Below are 18480 nucleotides of genomic sequence, written 5' to 3'. Positions count from 1 at the left end.
ATCAGCGTCCTGCATCCATGGCATTCGGTTTCTTCAAACCCACAGGACCTTACAAACTCGTAATTCTGGTGAGGAACGATCTCAAGATGGGCAAAGGCAAGATTGCGGCCCAGGTCGGTCATGCAGCGGTCGAATGCGCTCTTTTCACCGAGAAGAAGGATAAGAAGTCCTTCGACGCTTGGTACAAATGCGGTCAGCCAAAGATCGTCCTCAAGGTCGATTCATTCGAGGAACTTGATAAGTACAGGATGATGGCCAGCAGCAACAAGATACATATCGCGGTCATCACTGATGCCGGAAGGACGCAGGTGGAACCCGGAACTGTCACATGCATGGGCCTGGGCCCGGCGCCCGCCAGTGAGCTTGATAAGATCACCGGCGAGCTGAAGATGCTCTGATCAGACCTTCTGGACCTTGGCCTTGGAGGCCATCTCGTCAGATTTGAGATTGTAAAGTTGGTCCAAAAGTGCTACCTTGAAGGACCCCGGGCCTTTGCAATCGGACTCGGCCTTCTCAGCAGCGACGTTGAACGCGGTTATGGCTGCGATCAGTGCGCACAGGCTGACCCCGTTAGCACCGACATACGATCCGAGGACCGAACTGAGCATGCATCCGGTACCGGACACCAATCCCTGGTAATCGGATCCATTACTGAGAACATACAGGCTCTTTCCGTCAGAGACGTAATCTGTCTTTCCGGTAGCCACCACCATACACTCATATTTCTTGGCAAGGCCGAGGACCAGGTCGCCGATGTTATCCGCAGTGCTGGTGGAATCTACTCCCCTCACGCCTCCGATCACACCTGCAAGGAATGAGATCTCTCCGCAGTTGCCCTTGATTACATCTGGCCTCACCTTGTTAATGATGTCCTCGGCGACCTTGTTACGATACTCTGTCGCTCCTGCCCCTACCGCATCGAAGATGACAGGCACATTATTCTTCTTCGCAACATTGCCGGCAAGGAGCATCGCATCGACTGTACGCGGGTTCAGAGTTCCCATGTTAAGAACAACAGCGCTGGCGATACGGGACATATCCACGACATCGGCGTCCGCATCCGTCATCACAGGAGATCCTCCGGAGCAGATGCAGATGTTCGCACAGTCGTTGACGGTAACATAATTCGTGATGTGATGGACCAAAGGGGTCTTCTCACGTACAGTATCCATGAACTTTGATAGATCGGAGACCATGATACCTCTATCCGGTACCTTGCTTATATTGATGACTGAATTGATACCGGATTCCTGATGGATCCCCCGCATCTTTTTTCTATAAGGACCATCAATCCCAATCCATGGCTCTGATAGACATTGAATACATCCACACAGAGAAGGATATCCCGGACGTAAGCATAAGAAGGCCCAGCGTAGGAAAGATGAGGGCCTACATCCAGGATCTGGTGTACGAAATGAAATCGGCCGACATCTCCTGTTCCTTCAAGGAGACTATAATCGATGACGGCAAGCACGAGGTCCTGATAAACGGGAGGACCATTCCCGAGATCATCGACGGACTCGAGATAAGACACCTTGACGTTGAAGAGAGCTGTGATCACGGCAAACCTTCCACCGTCCTTTTCGGACGCCCCACCTTGGACTGGAAGAAGGAATATGTCGAGGACGTTCCCGACACACTCATGAAGAACGCCATCGCCAAGGTCTACGCTGACGAGAGAAAGAAACAGACCTCGCAGTGATGATCGTCACATGTGCCCTCTGGGCACAACCGTCTTTTTTTAAAGAAAAAAATTAAAAATAAATCCCCATGCTCCGAACAATGTTCGAGATCATCAGAAGGGACGGGCTCGCCCGTATCGGAAAGTTCACCACCAATTCAGGACGCAGCATGGAGACACCGGCGCTTTTCCCGGTCATCAACCCGAAGATCAACACAGTTCCCGCCAGAGAACTCTACGACACCTTCGGCTTCAAGTCCCTGATTACAAACTCGTACATCATCAAGAACACCCCTGATCTCAAAGAGAAGGCGCAGGCTATCGGCCTCCATGAGATGCTGGATTTCCCCGGGATCATCATGACCGATTCCGGAACCTTCCAAAGCCACATGTACGGCGAGGTCGAACTCACCAACGAGGAGATAGTTGAATTCCAGAAGTCAATAGGGACTGATATCGGAACCGTGCTGGACATCTTCACAGAACCCTACTGGACCAAAGAACAAACGGCAGAATCCATCGAAGTCACACTTCAGAGGACGCAGCAAGCCTGCGATATGAAAGGAGAGATGATGATCAACGGTGTCGCACAGGGTTCCATCTATCCCGATCTCAGAGAGGACTGCGCCAGAAGGATGGCCGACATGGATATCGATGTGCACCCCATAGGTGGTGTCGTCCCCCTGATGGAGCAGTACAGGTACGCAGAACTTGTCGACGTCATAATGTCCAGCAAGAAAGGACTCAATCCCAACCGTCCAGTGCATCTGTTCGGTGCCGGGCACCCCATGATCCTCGCATTCGCGGCACTCATGGGATGCGATTTCTTCGATTCCGCATCATATGCGAAATTCGCACGCGATGAGAGGATGATGTTCGTCGACGGAACGTTCCGCTTGGCTGACATGGAATCACTTGACTGCAACTGTCCTGCATGCCGCGGGCACACGCTCGAAGAGCTCAGGAAGATGGAGAAGGGAAAGAAGACCAAACTCATCGCCGAGCACAACCTCTACCAGATCGTACAGGAGCTCAACCTTGTGAGGAGATACATCCGCGAGGGACGCCTGTGGGAGTTGGCCGAGATCAGATGCAGGGCACATCCTGCACTGCTTGAGGCTCTGAGAAAACTGAGGGACTACCAGGATGTGATGGAGCTTTACGACCCCATCAGCCGCGACGGGGCGATATTCTACACTGGATCGGAATCCAGGAACCGCCCTGTGTTCAAAAGGTACCTTGACAGGCTTGGAACGAGATACGTTCTCCCGACGGACAAGGTATGCCTGTTCGCAGACACTCACGGGAAACCGTACAGCAGACCATATGAACAGGAGTTTGACAAGGCACGCAAAGCCGGTTACACCCCTATCGTCGTCACACCCTTCGGACCTGTCCCTGCGGAACTGGATGAACTATATCCGCTTGCCCAATCTCTGTTCCCGCAGATCCCCGACATGGAGACCGAGACTGAATCCGACAGACTCACCTATCAGTTCCTCAGCAAGATGGGTGTGAAGGAGGTCATCCTCCAGAATCAGATCCCTGATGACGGTACGGAAGAATACGATGCGAACCTCCTGAGGGCGAAGGCCGTTGCAAGATACCAGTTCGGTATCGAAGCGGCCGATGCATTGTTCAAAGAACCTGTGGAACTCGTCACCAGCAGGAAGACCGGCAAGATCCGGAACGTCATCTCGGCGGGAGAGCATGTGCTCTCCATGCGTGCAGGTGACGGTATGTACACGCTCAAACTTGAAGGGGCTAAAAGGATAGTCGAGGCAGTGCCCAAACCCCACATGAGGGTTCAGGTCATGGATGACGCCGTACCGTTCGCAGCACAGGGGCGCAACGTGTTCGCGCAGTTCGTCACCGAGTGCGATCCCGATATTCGCCCCATGGAAGAGGTAATCATCACCGATAAGGATGATAATCCTGTAGCAACCGGCCGTGCCTTCCTGATCCCCTTCGAGATAAAGCAGATGAAGAAGGGAATGGCCGTAAAGGTCCGTTCAGGCTCCAGCGACGAATGAGACAATCAGGCAGTCTCTTCGTACATGTACTTCCTGCATACAGGGATGAGTATTCCTCCGATAGCGTTTCCGATAGCTACCAGTATGATGAAGAACAGTGCATCCAGGGAGAACACTCCCGCTGCGCAGAAGTAATACATGTCCGCGATGCTGTGCTCCGAACCTGCCAGAATGAAGACGGGGACACAGATGAACGCTCCGAGGTAACTCTTCTTGGTCTTGTAGACATCAGCAGCGATGAACATCAGGATACCGCAGAAGATTCCTTTGAGGATTACAGTGATGGGCGAATCCAGCATGTTGAGCCTACCGTCGATGAATCCCGGAACGAACTGATCGGCCATGGGCATGCACTGAGCTATGAGCAGGGTTCCGATGAAGTTTCCCACCAGCATGATCAGAAGGTCTATGCCATATGTCCAGGGTTTGTCGTCGAACATGTATCCTACCTTTCCGGTGTACAGGTCGAGACCGAATGTGAAAACTGTGAACAATCCGATGGAGAACAGGATGGCCCCTACCCACTTGAGCTCGGGGTTTATGCCCATGGTCCCCAAGAGTACGGCGCCACCGATACCGATCGCTACACCTGCGAGGATGGCCCTCACGAAGCATTTCAGATAGTGCTGGTAATCCATCAGATATCACTGTTGAGTGATGTTATCCAAATCGGCGATATAACCGTTGTTCTTATTGCTGATGAGATGTATCATCCGCATATGAGAGGAGACCTCCATACGCTCAAAAGAGTCTGCAGCTATGCATCGGTCGTAATGCTGATCGGAGAGGTTGCATTCATCGTTCTCGCAATAGGCATGGCGGCATATGGGGTCTTGGCATTCACAGATGACGGGATGCGTTCATCCTACATCGATCTGATCAAATGCGACCCGTCAGACATGTCCGTAATCTGCAGTGCAATCGAGATGACGCTGGCGTTCCTGGCGATGTTCATCACGGTGAAGGTCATCCATGACATAATGGTCGCCGTCCAGAAGGAGCACAGCCCTTTCATGGAGGACACTCCGAAGGGCTTCAAGCTCATCTGCATGACCTTCCTGATTCTCTCTGTTCCAATGACCATCCTGGAGTTCGCCAGCAGAGGGGATATCGTACTTTCCCTCTGTGTCCTTCTGGTATGCATCTTCATCTCGGTGGTCATGTACTGTCTGACCATCATATTCCGCTACGGACATCTGCTCCAGGATGAATCGGACCATACGCTGTGATACTATGGCGATAATCCTGAGGTTGGACAGAATGATGGCGGACAGGAAGATGTCCCTCAACGAGCTTGCCGAGAAGGTGGGCATCTCAAACGTCAATCTGTCCAATATCAAGACCGGCAAGATCTGCGCCATCAGATTCTCCACACTGAACGGTATCTGCAAGGCACTGGACTGCCAGCCGGGAGATATCCTGGAATACGTCGAGGATGACGGCTCAGAGGACTGAATCCCCTTCCGCCGCCAATTCCCTCTCCATCCTCTTCTTCGAGAACAGCACCGAATCCATGAATGCGACCCATGTGATCTCGATAAGGATCGACGTAGCGATGGCAACCATTCCTGGAGGGTAGAGCGCCACACAGAGCGCGATGGCAACACCCTTGTTCTTGTAGGATGTCATCAAAATATCCGTCACCCTCTGACCCCAGTGGATGCCCATCCTCTTCTCCGTGACCTCCACGGCGGTTCCGAGACCGAACGATCTGAGAACAGCTATTATCACGAACACAAGGAAGATCCACCATGCGTTGCCAGAGAAGTTGGTCGCGCCCACTGAAAGCCATACCATGAAGAAGATACAGCAGTTGAGGAAGGCTGCGAGAACATCCTTGTTGATCTGCAACTTGACAAGAAGTCTTGAAAGGACCAACGGGACTCCGATAAGCTCCAGAACTGTGATGATGAGGAATTCCATGTCGACAGAATCTCCGAGCATCAACCATACGATGAACGGGATCCATGCAAGCGACAGTATGTAGATCACGATAGTTCCCCTGGCAGCATGCTCCGCATCTCCGCGCAGGATGATAGAAAGAGGAAGGACCGAACCTGCGAAGGGTGTCGCCGCAATAAATACGAGACCTGCGGCCTGTGCCGCGTACTCAGTATCCTTGAGGAGAAGATATCCGACGAGCGGGATTATGGAAGCAACGATCATTCCAAGGATTATTGCCCTGGCCATGGATTTTCCATACTTCAACGGATTCAGGTTCTGCAAGGGAATCCTGGACATGGACAGAGTAAGCATCACGACCAATGTCAGAATGGTCAGGTTGGAACGCAGACCAGCATCCAGTACATCTCCAGGGAAGAGCCCGGCAAAATTCGTAATCAAGGCTACAACCATTGCAGCCATCATCATGAATGCACTGCTGGTCAAGAGCGTCATCGCTTTCATGACCAGCGTATCTAGGATAGAGTATTTATCGATTATCGATAAATAATTCATAAATAACATGAATAGAATCCACCAACATGGCTGGCGTCAAACCTGTGAAGGCTGGATGGTGGAATGTGTTCAGACCTTGGACCCTCCACGGCGCGATTGTGCCCGTACTTATCGGTGGGGCAATCGCATTCCAGACCGCTGAGATCAATATCCTGAGCATCACGATGATCATACTGATCATGATAGGTGGTTGTCTCCTGCAATCGGCCGCGAACATCCTGAACACGTACGGTGACTTCAAGAGCGGGGTCGATACGGTGGAGAATGAGACCAGATCGCCAGAATTGGTGACTGGCGTTCTCACTCCGAAAAAGGTCCTCTTCGCAGGCCTCTTATGTCTCGGCGTCACCGCCCTTCTTGGGTTGATATTCATCTGGTATTCGGGATGGAGCATTCTCATCTACGGACTCCTCGGCCTACTGGGTGCAGGAACCTACACCGTAGGACTTTCCTACAAGTATCTAGGGCTCGGACAGCTGAGCGTATTCATCATGATGGGGCTCCTGATGCCTCTGGGAACGAATTGCGTTCTTACTGGCGAGACATTCTCATGGGACGTTCTCCTGCTCAGCCTGCCCAACGCATTCATGATCACAGGAGTACTGGCAGGAAACGAGATGCGCGACTATTATGAGGATAAGAAAGCGAACGCAGGAACGCTTCTCGGGCACTTCTCCTATGAAACTGGGATGAAGGTGTACCTGTTCGAAAGTCTCATCTCCTTCCCATTGTTAGTAGTACTGGTCATAGCAGGAGCCGCACCCGTAGGATGCCTCCTGGCCGTAATTACCCTGTACGATGCATACATACTGGTGAGCAACAGCAAGAAAGCATCTAGCGACCCGCATGCTAGTTTCATGCTGGTGCCCCTATGTTTCAAACTAAATTGGCACTTCGGAGTGCTCTTAGTCATAGGATATGTTTTAGAGATGAACATTATCCCGATGGTGATCTGAAATGACAGAGGATCTTAAGACCGGCAACCAGTTCGAGGGAAAGGAGGAGTTCGTAAAGGACGCCTTCACCGAGATCGCAGAATACTATGACGACATGAACGAGGTCATGTCCATGCACATGGTGCAGGGATGGCATAAGTTCATGATGAAGAAGGCAGGGGACATCAAAGGAAAGACCTGCCTCGATGTCGGTACCGGAACCGGAGAGATCGCGTTCCATGTCGCAAGGACCGCTGGTCCCGGATCCACCGTCATAGGAGTGGATATCACACCTGCGATGCTGGAGCTAGCCAAGAAAAAAGAGGCCGAATTGGATCTCCCTGTCAAGATCGATTGGCGCGAAGGCGATGCTCTCGCACTCGACCTTCCCGATAATTCAGTCAACCTTGTCACGTCAGGATACATGCTCAGGAATGTCACCAACATCCTCCAGGCCGTTTCGGAGATGCACAGGGTTCTCGCACCGGGAGGAAAGGTCGTAGTCGCTGAACTGTCCAAACCCAAGAACAGGATCGTAAAGATCGGATACAACCTGTATATGAAGAGGGTAAAGGCCTACGGACGCAAGCGCGACAACGGCAAGAAGATCGACGGGAAATTCTCCCCATACGAATGGCTGACCACCTCGATCGAAGGTTTCCCTTACGGAGAAGACATGGTCGCGATCTTCAAGAAGGCTGGTTTCAAGGACGCTCGCTTCTATGTGAAGTCCATGGGTGCCGTCAACATCTACGTGGGCACCAAGGAACAGTGAAGATCAGCTGATTCCATCAAATGAAACGTATCTGTCTCGATTGCAGAGGTCATCCTTTCAGAGATGCGATCGGTTTTGATTCTCCAGCACGGTATGTCTCCACCAGGATTTTGAAACCGTCACCCATCAGACGGCGAAGCCCTTCGGCGATGAATCCCATGACAAAGTCACCGGGCCAAGTATCCCACAGGGTATCCTTATCCAGTGTGACTCTGACGCTGACCGGGAGATATGACACGACCTTCGCTTTATCGGGCAAGGACACCATGGTGCATGCCAAATCAACGAATTCCTGAGGGGAGATGTTAGGCATCTTCTCAAGGACAGTGATTGCCGCATTGCGTCCTGCCCTGATGAACATCTTGTCGAAATGGACCCCCATACATGATATCGTCTCCATGGAGTATGCGAGCACTGATGTGTAATAGTCCATGGAACCGCTCTTGGCCTTGTTCACGATATCATCGAGCTTCCTGCGACCGTGTTTATTCGTTTCAACGGTATACAAAATAGGATCCGCCAAGAGAGTATACTTCTTGGGAACTCCTGAATCGGGATCCAGGGCTACCGCACCCATACTGCTCAGTTTCATCAATGATGCATATATCGTGGGCTTGGGAATCCCCATGACCTCTTCCAGACCGTTCAGGCTGTAATCGTCATTCGTCAGATTATCAAGAATACTGATCATGGTCGGATTGAGGAACAGAGTAGCCTTCCCATCGATGGAATAAATCGCAAAAGACTGTTCAGCCTTGTATGAACTGATGATACGTTCGGATGATTCATAATGGTAATCCTGTCCTGCAAAGGCAGGAACACTCATCTCGACCTTACGGCCGGCTTCAGTGATCTTCAAACTGATTTCGTGTGCAAGATTGTATCCCAGCGAAGACCTTGCGTGACCGACGATTGCACCGATCATAGGCACGACCACCAAAGGAATGTCCGATATGTTGTCCCCTTTTGATGTGAATTGAAGGTTCAGCCCGTTTTCATATTCCACAGTCGTTTCGATTCCATGGGACGCACATTGCACTTCCATGAAATCGATCGTCCTCTTCCACCAGTTGGGTCCTCCTTCGTCCTTCGTGATTGCCTCACCGACTGCAAAAAGGCCCTGGACAACATTCAGCCCGCTCTCTGTGAGCGACACCCCATATAGCGACAGATCCTCTCTGACTGTGCACAAGCCGTTAGCTATGATGCGGTCTATCGATGCGGATCTCGCATCCTGTTGCCATTCCACATCCGCATCGCTGCAGAAGATCAGCACTGCATTCAGGCGGAATACCGTACTGCGTGCATCGTTAACACGATCTTCTTGACTAACAATTCCGGCACGCAGAAGCTTGCCTATGTTGCCCTGTACAGTTGACTTCGAGATCCCGAAAGCGTTAGCAATCTCCGAAGGGGAGATCTCCCTGAAACGCATCTGTTTGAGGATCTGCAAACTCAATTCATTGGTCACGATCTGGACACCATTGTTCTGAGTTAGATACACCTCATACTGGGAACTGTAGCCGATGTCGCTCATCCTATCAACGGGTCAATAGATTATAAAGTTAAAAATTTGTAGTATTTTTTGACTCTTCAATTCATATTGTTGAGTCTCATCAACAGCTCATACGCTTGCTGCATCCCGTTCTGAGCCGCCTTTGTGAGCCATTCGACGGATTCCTTGTAATCCATCTTTATCTGTCCAGAGAGACCGAGAGCACCGAGATTATATTGTGCGGTAGGCTCTCCCTGATCGGCCGCATATCTGAAGTACTCCTCGGCTTTGACAAGGTCGTTATCCTCGAGATATATCGAGCCGAGCATGGACTCGGCATACACAAACCCTTTGTCCGCTGCGCTCTCGAACCACTCGAATGCCTTTGCCCTGTCAGGTTCCCCAAAATAGTTTCCGATGTAAAGCAGGCCCAAGTTGTATTCCGCTTTGACGTCGCCCTTCATGGCAGAGGTCATGAAATACTTCTCAGCCTCAGCGTATTCTCCCCTCTCGAAAAGAATCCCTCCGTAACAGAGACATGCGTCTGAATCCCCTTGATCTGCTGAGAGTTTGAAATACTTCTCCGATTCGACACGGTCCTGCTCGATACCTTCTCCGTTGTCGAGCATGAAGGCGAGATCATACTGTGCATCGGAGTCACCTTGATCGGCCAATTCCCTGTACAGCTGGGCGGCCTTGGCCTTATCCATCTCCACGCCCTCCCCGTTACGATACTTGGTAGCAAGGATGTATTTGGCATCTGGATGGCCCTGTTCCGCCATACGGACGTAATCCTCAAAGGAGAACTGCTGCTGTTCCATCGGATGTCCTCAAATAAAAAACCGGGGCCGGAGCCCCTGAAACGTTTCTCAGATCTCCTTAGGGAGCTTGCTGTTGTAGACTGCGTAGATAGCCTTGTACAGCATGTACTCGTCTGCCTTGGCGACGACCTCTACGGGAGCATGCATGGACAGCACCGGCACACCGATATCGATGGTGTCGATGTTGTTCAACGAGATGTAGGATGCGATGGTTCCTCCGCCTCCGACATCGATCTTTCCGAGCTCTCCCATCTGCCAGCAGACATCGGCATCCCTCAGGATCCTGTGTAGATAGTTCACCAGTTCCGCAGATGCATCGTTGGTGCTGTACTTTCCTCCGGCTCCGTCATACTTGGCGATTATCGGACCGTAGTTCATGAAGGCACAGTTGTTCCTCTCGAACACCTCCGGCCAGGCGGGATCGTATCCTGCTCCGACGTCTGCTGAGAGACAGAAGGAGTTCCTCATGACATGTCTGACCTCACAGCCCTCTGCCTGGGCCAGATCCTCGACGAAGTCCCTGAAGAAGTAGGATGCCATTCCGGTCACTCCGTCCGATCCAGTCTCCTCCTTGTCAGCGAAGATGGTCATGGTCGTATACTCGGGGTTCTTGGTGTCGAGCTCGGCCATGAACTGGGCGTATGCACATGAACTGTCATCCTGCCCGTATGCCGCTATGAGCGACCTGTCGAATCCCATATCCCTGGGCTTGAATGCAGGGACAGCGCATAGCTCAGCTGCCTCGAAGTCTCCCTCGGTGATTCCGTATTTCTCATTGAGTATCTGCATGATGGCTAGCTTGCATCTCTGAGATACCTTCTCGTCATCGAACGGCCAGGATCCGATGAGGATGTTGAGCTGCTCCCCTTCAACGACCTTGGATGCGGTCTTCTGCATCTGGTCCCTTGCCAGGTGGACGAGGAGATCGGTGATCAGGAATGCTGGTTCGGACTCGTCCTCACCGACATTGATGTCGACCTTGGTACCGTCCTTGAGCATGACGACTCCGCGGATGGAAAGAGGGATGGTGGTCCATTGATACTTCTTAATTCCTCCGTAATAGTGGGTTTTGAAGTATACCATCTCGCCCTCTTCAAAGAGCGGGTGGGGCTTGAAGTCCAGTCTCGGACTGTCCACATGAGCGACGGAAACACGGATACCATCAGAGATGGGTTTCTTTCCCTTCGTGCACATGATCAGATTCTTACCGCGGTTGCACATGTAGAATTTGTCGCCGGCCTTGTATTTCTTGCCGGGAACGTACTCCGAATACTTGTGCTTCTTCAGAATGGGGATCGCGTATGCGACTGCCTCGCGCTCGGTCTTGTTCATGAGGAACTTCTTGTAGCCCTCACAGAACTTGTTGGCCTCTTCGAGGAACTTGTTGTCCCTCTCCCCGATGTTCTTTGGGTTGTAAAGCAATTCTTCGGAAAGTTTCTGTCCTTTGGACTTCTTCTCTGCCATAATTGCGGTTATTTTATAACAGGTAATTAACAGATTTGATAGTCAATTCGAAAAAAGTAGATTAATAAAAAGAATACCGGGGACTGGCCCCGGATAGATCATTTCAATGCGCCGCAACCGATAGCGGCCTGGATGCATTCGGAACATCCGTCGGATTTGATCTTGGGGAGTCCTGCCTCGAGGAGCCTCAGGACCTTGTCCAGACATGAAGCCATGGTCTTCTTGACCATCTCGATGTCGACTGCCTCCTCCTTCCATGCATCGTAATCAGTGATAGTCGCAAGGCTGCAGTAGCACATTCCGAGCTCCCTGGCCAGCTGACATTCGGGGACCACGGTCATACCGATGATGTCTCCGAACTGCCTGAACATTCTGCTCTCTGCCCTGGTGGAGAACCTGGGGCCTTCGATGCAAACGTATGTCCCTCCGTTGTGATACTTGATACCGAGTTTCTTTGCAGTCTCTGCGAAGACAGCATTTAGGTAGCTGCAGAACGGATCTGGTATGGCGATGTGCGTGATGGAGTCGTTGAAATACGTGTAGTCACGCTTCTTTGTGAAATCGACGAACTGGTCCACTATGACCAGATCTCCGGAGGCGAACTTTCTCTGGAGAGAACCGACAGCACAGGCTGAAATCACATATTTGCATCCCAATTCCTTCAGAGCATACATGTTTGCCCTGTAAGGTACCGATGACGGAGGGTACGGGATCGTTGTACCGTGACGGTGAAGGAAAGCCACTTCCACGCCTGCGATCTTTCCGATGAGGATCTCATCAGACGGTTTGCCGTACGGAGTATCGGGATAGACCTTGTCGATCAGTTCGAATGTGTCGGGGTTGTAGATACCCGTTCCGCCTATGATTGCTATCTCAGGCATGAACTTTCATACTCGTGCTCATATTTAGAATGAACGTAAGTTGGAATCTGGCACATCATAGATGCCTGGTCATCTCATAGGGTGTGACATGGAGTGCCTTGTCGGCCTCGGCCTTGGTCAGACCCGCACCTAGGGCTACCACCATGGCCTCTTCTTCGCTCATGAGGTTCTCGGGCTGGTGGGTATCGGAATCGATGACCATCATCGCACCTGCCTCCCTGGCCATGTTGACCACGTGTCCGTTGGTGATGTTGTGACCGGCCCTTCCGGTGACTTCCAGGATGACATCGTTGTCCTTTGCGAGCTGTGCCTCTTCCAAGGTGATGAAACCGGGATGGGCGAGAATGTCTATCTCGGGGTTCTCCACCGATGCACGATTCGTACCGGGCATTACAGGCTCCGTCACTGTCTCGCCGTGGACGACGATCCATTCAGCACCGTATTTCCTTGCCATCTTTGCGACCTTGTCGATCTGCCTCGGAGGGACATGCGTGATCTCCACTCCGGGGATGACCTTGATGTAATCCTCGCAGAGGTCTATCGCCTTGACCATGTTGGTGACCACCCATTCGACATTGGTCATGTCCACATGATCGGTTATGGCGATGAGATCGTGACCCTTGACCATTGCCCTGCGTACGAGCTCTGCCGGGATCAGTTCCCCGTCGCTGTAAACGGTATGTGTGTGAAGGTCTGCTCTGCTCATTCTGCCCTCTCCTTCAGCTTCTTGTAGACTTCGGACATCGGAAGTCCCGTCTTCTCGATGGCCACCATGGTGTGGTAGATCAGATCCGCCAGCTCCCATGCCATCTCATCGGTGTCCTTATCCTTGATGGCCAGTGCGAACTCGCCCGCCTCTTCTATGACCTTCTTGCACATGCGGGTCTCATCGTTGAAGAGCTTGCATGTGTAGCTCTCGTCCGATGGGTTCTGGTGCCTGTCCTCGATGACGCGTTTGAGATCAGGGAGTATTGCCATGGTCTCATCGGTCTCTCCGTAGATGACCTCATCGAAGCATGAAGGCTTTCCAAGATGACATGCGACGCCTGTCTGTTCCACCCTCACCAAGAGGGTGTCCCCATCACAGTCGGTCTGTATGGATTTGATCTTCTGGACGTGTCCGGACTCCTCGCCCTTCTTCCACATCTTCTGTCTGCTTCTGGACCAGAAGTGCGTGTAACCTGTGCTCTTCATCAGCTCTACGGCCTCGGCATTCGACCATGCGACCATCAGCACCTCGTTCGTAAGCCAATCCTGAACGACCACCGGAATGAGCCCTTTGTCGTCGTATTTGAGTTCGGTCATCTTACACACACTCCGTTGTCTCTGAGGAATTCCTTCACTTCCCCCACGGTGTACTCCTTGTAATGGAATATCGACGCTGCCAGTGCCGCTGCTGCATTGGTCTGCTGGAATACCTCCAGGATGTGTTCCTTGGAACCGCATCCTCCCGAGGCTATGACAGGTATGCTGACTGCATCGGAGATCAGGGCTGTCGGCTTGATATCGTATCCTGTCTTGACACCGTCCGCATCCATGGATGTGAACAGTATCTCTCCGGCCCCGAGATCCTCGACCTTCTGTGCCCACTCGATGGCATCGATCCCTGTGAATCTGGTCCCTCCATGAGTGACCACTTCGTAATGGTCGTCCTTCCACTTTCCGTCGATGGCGACGACAATGCACTGGCATCCGAATGCGTTGGAGCATTCCGTGATAATCTCCGGATTCTGAACCGCAGCAGAGTTGATGGACACCTTGTCCGCACCTGCATTGAGGGTGTTCCTGACATCCTGTACGGACCTGATTCCTCCTCCCACGCAGAGGGGCACATTGAGTCCCTCGGCAGTCTTCGTGACCACATCGAGCATCGTGGCCCTCTCCTCCTGCGATGCGGAGATGTCCAGGAACGTGATCTCATCGGCACCCTGGGCCTCGTAATCCATGGCCATGGTGGGAGGGTCGCCGACCTCTTTGATGTTCTTGAAGTTGATTCCCTTCACTACCTTTCCGCCTCTCATGTCGAGGCAGGGTATGATCCTCTTCGTCAGCATCGGATCACTCCATCTTTACCGACCCTTTGTTGCTGAGGGTCTGCTTCCTGACTACTACGGCGTCCTTCAGGGCCTTTCCCATGGACTTGAATCCGGCCTCGATTATGTGGTGCTCGTCGAATCCACGGATGACCAGTATGTGCAGGGTTATGCCGGCTGTCATCGCAAAACTCCTGAAAAAGTGGACGTACAGCGGATCAGGACAGTCTGCTTCGCAGTAAGGCCTGTCGACGAGGTCCAGCGATGTCATAACCATGGCATCATCCATGACCACAGTTGCTGTCGCCATCCTCTCTATAGGCTTGTCCCCAAGAGCGTCCCTGACTGCTTTCCCGAGCGTGATAGCTACATCCTCGATCAGGTGGTGGTCGTTGTCCCCCGTTGCGGTCATCTTTATATCGAACTCAGCATACCTTGCCAGAGTCTCGACCATGTGCTTGAGGAACTGGAGATCGCAGTCGACCTCGAATTTGCCATTACCGTCCAGATTGAGTTCAACGGAGACGCAGGTCTCCCTGGTCTCACGCTTTATCTTAGCTACCCTACCGGCCATGTTATCACGCTTAGTATCGCACACGTGATAATAATAAATATGGAGAGAAAAGGAAGATGTTTGGGTAGGCAGCAGGTCCGTTCGGACCCGTCTGCCTGATCAGTCCTCGGACTCGACCGCTACCTCGACGACTACCTCTTCAGGGTCCTTCGGAGACTCGATAAGGTCTTCCTTGGGTGCATCGACTGCAGGAGTCTCGACCTCGGGCGCCTCAACGGCTGGAGCTTCCTCTTGGACCTGATCCTTCTTGTACTTCTCGGGGATCGGTACCCTCTTGGCGGTGGATACACCGTTAGGGTTCAGCGGGAGCAGAGCATCGAGATACTTCTGCTTGGCAGGGCAATCCACGAATGCATACTCGAACACATCGCGGAGGGTCTCCACGGTGTAGATCTCCATCATGTCGTAGTACTTCCTGTCGATCATAACATCCTTCTCGTTCTCCATGGGGATGAGTGCCATCTTGATGCCTGAGTTCGCAGCTGCCTCCAACTTGGCGGTTACACCGCCTATGGGCATAACGACACCCCTGACGTTCAGGGAACCGGTCATCGCCAGATCCTGACGGATGGGAATGTTCTCCAGAGCAGATATGATGACGGTCGCCATGGTGATGGATGCACTGTCTCCGTCGACTCCGTTGTATGCCGCAACGTACTCCAGGTGTATGTCCAGTGCGGACAGGTCTGTGAGCGTGTACTTCTTGATGACAGCAGAGATGTTGTCGACTGCTTCCTGTGCAATCTTTCCGAGCTGTCCGGTGGCGATGATCTTTCCGCCCTTCTTGCTCTGTGCGGGTGTGACTTCGGCCGCCAGCGGCATGACCATACCGGACATCTCCGATGAGTTGCCGTTGGACAGGACTGCAAGTCCGTTGATGAGTCCGACGGCCTCTCCCTCGTTGTGGAAGAGCTGGTATCTCATCATTCCCTCGATCTGCTTGTCCGCAATCTGCTGCTCGAGACTGCGTGCTGTTTCCCTTGCAGCCATAACGTGCTCAGCGGTGACCAGTTTGTCACCCTTGTTGACTGCCATATCTCCGGAGATACGTACGAGTCCTCCGAGCTCCCTCATCCTGAGGGTGATCTCACCCTTCTTTCCTGAACGGCGCTGACCCTCTCTGAGGATCTCTCCGACAGCGTATTTGTCGAAGGCAGGGATCTTCTCGTCCTTCTTTACCTCCTGGGCAACGAACCTTGCGATGTTGAGACGGTTCTCATCGGTATCCGGCATGTTAGTCTCCATGAAGACCTCGTAACCGTATCCCCTGATCCTCGACCTGAGTGCAGGGTGCATTCCCTGGATAGCATCAAGGTTACCTGCGCAGACGAGGATGAAGTCGCAGGGCACAGGCTCGGATTTGACCAATGCACCGGAGGACCTCTCGGACTGACCGGTGATGGACATCTTCTTCTCCTGCATAGCAGTGAGAATGGCCTGCTGGGATTCCATCCTGAGGAGGTTAATCTCATCCAGATAGAGGACTCCCTTGTTCGCCTTGTGGATACATCCTGCTTCGATCCTGTCGTGAGACGGAGTCTCCAATCCTCCGGACTGGAAGGGATCGTGCCTGACATCTCCCAAGAGTGCTCCGGCGTGGGTACCTGTGGCATCCACGAACGGCGGTAGATCGCCTGGATCGTGACCGACCAGGACCTTGGGCACAATAGCCGTTTCGTTCCTGGGCTGCATCGGGTTCCTGAACAGAATCAGGATCAGGAAGACTCCCATGAATGCTATGAGCGCGACCGTGTAACCGAAGAATATCGCTCCGCCCAGACCCAAGGCCATGAGCAGTATGCAGATGTATATGTACGCTGAGTTCTTCTGAGTCTTCTGGGCAGCGGCAGCTGCCTTCTGCTCGGCAACGACAGCCTTTCCCTTGCCTGCAGGGAAGGTCCTTATCCTAGGCTCGTTGAAATCCTCGGGGTTGTGATATGCAACGATGTCCACAAGATCTTCCTTGGGGAGGTACTCGACCATAGAGTTGGCGAGCATGGACTTACCTGTACCGGGTTCTCCGATCAGCATCACGTGCCTCTTCTGGGCTGCTGCCTTCCTCATGATCTCCACGGCCCTGTCCTGTCCTATGACACGGTCTGCGATCATCTTCGGGACCTCGATGTCATCAGTGGTCTCGAAGGTCTGTTGGTCCACCCATGCCTCTACGGACAATTTGGACTTCTTCTCTTCTGCTTCTGTCATTTACCCCGTTCTCCTTGTTATTCAGATGATTCCTTTCCTCATAGCGTAAAACATCGAGCCGATCATTACGACCCCGATCGCTACGATCAGTATTGCTTCTCCGTACACCTCGAAGAAGGGAATGCCTCCTACGGGGACGTACTTGTTTTTAGCGAGCTGAGGCGTCTTCAGGGAAACTTCCCCTGTGATGTCCAGATCCTCGTTGTGTGCCGATGACATGGAGTAAGTCTTTCCATCGTAGGACACTTCCGTGAGGTATCCTGCGATGCCTGTGCTTACTGCATATGTCGGATCGACGATGTACCATGCTTTGGCCGTCTCGCCATCGATGTCACCCTCAAGGTAGACATAGTTCCAATAACTGAATGTTTCATTGGTGGCGAGCAGGTCGGATCCCGATACCGTGACGGCCGGGATGTTGTTCATTTTGCATAGCACAGTGAATGCCTGAGCGACCCCCGCAGAGGTGGTCTTCTTCAGGACCAGTGCGCTGTAGATATTGCTTATCTTCCCCTCTTCATCCTTCTCGAAGTAAACCTTGTCCAATTCGGACATGATGCTCTTGACCTTATCGGCATCGGTGCTTCCGGAGACAGGGAAGTTCTTGAGTGCGTCGTTCAGCTCCTTCATGGAATCCGATGTTATCCCTTCGGGAACCTTCAGCGAGAATTTCACATTGTCGACCGCATAGTATGTGGTCTCCACTTCGCCGTGCTTCACCGTTACGAGGATAATCTCCGCATCGACCGTTGTCTCGGCCACGGGGTAATCCCATACGTAAGGCACCATTGGGTTGGAAAGGTACAGAGCTGTGAGTGCTTCGCGGACGGTCTTGTCAGCATAGGCCTTGGCCCCGTCTGTATCGTCGAAGAGAGAGCTATCATTGAAATCGATGATGAACTCCTTCGTTTCGCTTTCCACGGATGTTGCGGCGTTTACCTCCTTGTATACGAGCTTTCCGTTGACATCCAGCTGGGCGTAGTATGTGAAAACTTCGGAATCGGAGACGTCAGCGTCCATGCCTGGCAAAAGCATCGCTGATGCTATGACGGCTAATGCGACAAAAACCGCAGTCTTCGATACCATAACGTCACCCATATGTCTCTTATTTTTATTATTATGGGTT

The 18480-nt window shown here is 52.3% G+C and carries 20 protein-coding genes; 7 read left to right on the top strand and 13 right to left on the bottom strand.

Annotated features, from left to right (window positions below; all coding sequences use genetic code 11):
* Nucleotides 1–17: 17 nt before the first annotated feature.
* Entirely contained in the window at nt 18–398 is a 381-nt protein-coding gene (locus E7Z62_03965) for a peptidyl-tRNA hydrolase (GenBank protein MBE6522268.1), read from the top strand.
* Here E7Z62_03965 and thiM read toward each other — a convergent pair whose 3' ends face one another.
* On the bottom strand, nt 399–1172 hold the full coding sequence (gene thiM / locus E7Z62_03960; GenBank protein MBE6522267.1) for a hydroxyethylthiazole kinase: 774 nt from the start codon (nt 1170–1172) through the stop codon (nt 399–401).
* 128 nt (nt 1173–1300) lie between these two features.
* On the opposite strand from thiM, the gene E7Z62_03955 reads away from it, so the two are divergent.
* Together E7Z62_03955 and tgtA are read left to right on the top strand one after the other, a co-directional pair.
* On the top strand, nt 1301–1702 hold the full coding sequence (locus E7Z62_03955) for a hypothetical protein (protein ID MBE6522266.1): 402 nt from the start codon (nt 1301–1303) through the stop codon (nt 1700–1702).
* A gap of 80 nt (nt 1703–1782) precedes the next feature.
* Nucleotides 1783–3714 carry a tRNA guanosine(15) transglycosylase TgtA gene (gene tgtA / locus E7Z62_03950; protein ID MBE6522265.1) on the top strand — a complete coding sequence of 644 codons (1932 nt, stop codon included), beginning with the start codon at nt 1783–1785 and terminating at the stop codon, nt 3712–3714.
* Nucleotides 3715–3719: 5 nt separating this feature from the next.
* Here tgtA and E7Z62_03945 read toward each other — a convergent pair whose 3' ends face one another.
* Nucleotides 3720–4352, bottom strand: a complete 633-nt coding sequence (locus E7Z62_03945) for a formate/nitrite transporter family protein (protein ID MBE6522264.1) — start codon at nt 4350–4352, stop codon at nt 3720–3722.
* An 81-nt stretch (nt 4353–4433) separates the two neighbouring features.
* Here E7Z62_03945 and E7Z62_03940 point away from each other — a divergent pair, with 81 nt between their 5' ends.
* Both E7Z62_03940 and E7Z62_03935 read left to right on the top strand, forming a co-directional pair.
* Nucleotides 4434–4943: a hypothetical protein gene (locus E7Z62_03940; protein MBE6522263.1), complete on the top strand. Its 510-nt coding sequence runs from the start codon at nt 4434–4436 to the stop codon at nt 4941–4943.
* Between the two features lie 4 nt (nt 4944–4947).
* Nucleotides 4948–5169, top strand: a complete 222-nt coding sequence (locus E7Z62_03935) for a helix-turn-helix transcriptional regulator (GenBank protein ID MBE6522262.1) — start codon at nt 4948–4950, stop codon at nt 5167–5169.
* On the opposite strand, the gene E7Z62_03930 is transcribed toward E7Z62_03935, so the two are convergent.
* Entirely contained in the window at nt 5158–6120 is a 963-nt protein-coding gene (locus E7Z62_03930; protein ID MBE6522261.1) for a Na+-dependent transporter, read from the bottom strand. The two genes, E7Z62_03935 and E7Z62_03930, sit on opposite strands and share 12 nt — an antisense overlap.
* 77 nt (nt 6121–6197) lie before the next feature.
* On the opposite strand from E7Z62_03930, the gene E7Z62_03925 reads away from it, so the two are divergent.
* Both E7Z62_03925 and E7Z62_03920 read left to right on the top strand, forming a co-directional pair.
* Nucleotides 6198–7127 carry a prenyltransferase gene (locus E7Z62_03925; GenBank protein ID MBE6522260.1) on the top strand — a complete coding sequence of 310 codons (930 nt, stop codon included), beginning with the start codon at nt 6198–6200 and terminating at the stop codon, nt 7125–7127.
* A 1-nt stretch (nt 7128) separates the two neighbouring features.
* Nucleotides 7129–7881 carry a ubiquinone/menaquinone biosynthesis methyltransferase gene (locus E7Z62_03920; protein MBE6522259.1) on the top strand — a complete coding sequence of 251 codons (753 nt, stop codon included), beginning with the start codon at nt 7129–7131 and terminating at the stop codon, nt 7879–7881.
* A gap of 49 nt (nt 7882–7930) precedes the next feature.
* On the opposite strand, the gene E7Z62_03915 is transcribed toward E7Z62_03920, so the two are convergent.
* The 10 genes from E7Z62_03915 to E7Z62_03870 all read right to left on the bottom strand — a co-directional run bounded on the left by E7Z62_03915 (nt 7931) and on the right by E7Z62_03870 (nt 18452).
* Nucleotides 7931–9418, bottom strand: coding sequence for a winged helix-turn-helix transcriptional regulator (locus E7Z62_03915; protein MBE6522258.1), 1488 nt, complete (start codon nt 9416–9418; stop codon nt 7931–7933).
* 56 nt (nt 9419–9474) lie between these two features.
* Complete coding sequence (locus E7Z62_03910) at nt 9475–10197, bottom strand: sel1 repeat family protein (protein ID MBE6522257.1); 723 nt, start codon at nt 10195–10197, stop codon at nt 9475–9477.
* Between the two features lie 48 nt (nt 10198–10245).
* The gene (locus E7Z62_03905) at nt 10246–11661 is read right to left on the bottom strand and encodes an aminopeptidase (protein MBE6522256.1); all 1416 of its coding nucleotides are present in this window, start codon (nt 11659–11661) and stop codon (nt 10246–10248) included.
* Between the two features lie 98 nt (nt 11662–11759).
* Nucleotides 11760–12542, bottom strand: coding sequence for an S-methyl-5'-thioadenosine phosphorylase (gene mtnP / locus E7Z62_03900; GenBank protein MBE6522255.1), 783 nt, complete (start codon nt 12540–12542; stop codon nt 11760–11762).
* A 55-nt stretch (nt 12543–12597) separates the two neighbouring features.
* Nucleotides 12598–13248 carry a histidinol phosphate phosphatase domain-containing protein gene (locus E7Z62_03895; protein MBE6522254.1) on the bottom strand — a complete coding sequence of 217 codons (651 nt, stop codon included), beginning with the start codon at nt 13246–13248 and terminating at the stop codon, nt 12598–12600.
* Entirely contained in the window at nt 13245–13847 is a 603-nt protein-coding gene (locus E7Z62_03890; GenBank protein MBE6522253.1) for a bifunctional phosphoribosyl-AMP cyclohydrolase/phosphoribosyl-ATP diphosphatase HisIE, read from the bottom strand. The genes E7Z62_03895 and E7Z62_03890 overlap by 4 nt, the downstream gene beginning before the upstream one ends.
* Complete coding sequence (gene hisF / locus E7Z62_03885; GenBank protein ID MBE6522252.1) at nt 13844–14596, bottom strand: imidazole glycerol phosphate synthase subunit HisF; 753 nt, start codon at nt 14594–14596, stop codon at nt 13844–13846. The genes E7Z62_03890 and hisF overlap by 4 nt, the downstream gene beginning before the upstream one ends.
* A gap of 4 nt (nt 14597–14600) precedes the next feature.
* The gene (locus E7Z62_03880; GenBank protein ID MBE6522251.1) at nt 14601–15149 is read right to left on the bottom strand and encodes an imidazoleglycerol-phosphate dehydratase; all 549 of its coding nucleotides are present in this window, start codon (nt 15147–15149) and stop codon (nt 14601–14603) included.
* Nucleotides 15150–15248: 99 nt separating this feature from the next.
* Nucleotides 15249–17354: an ATP-dependent protease LonB gene (gene lonB / locus E7Z62_03875; GenBank protein ID MBE6522250.1), complete on the bottom strand. Its 2106-nt coding sequence runs from the start codon at nt 17352–17354 to the stop codon at nt 15249–15251.
* Nucleotides 17355–17375: 21 nt separating this feature from the next.
* Nucleotides 17376–18452: a transglutaminase domain-containing protein gene (locus E7Z62_03870; protein ID MBE6522249.1), complete on the bottom strand. Its 1077-nt coding sequence runs from the start codon at nt 18450–18452 to the stop codon at nt 17376–17378.
* Between the last annotated feature and the right edge of the window lie 28 nt (nt 18453–18480).

The organism is Thermoplasmata archaeon (assembly GCA_015063285.1).
GTDB lineage: Archaea > Thermoplasmatota > Thermoplasmata > Methanomassiliicoccales > Methanomethylophilaceae > Methanoprimaticola.
Note: the sequence above shows the minus strand (reverse complement) of the source record. Positions and strands in the feature narration are given on the sequence as shown.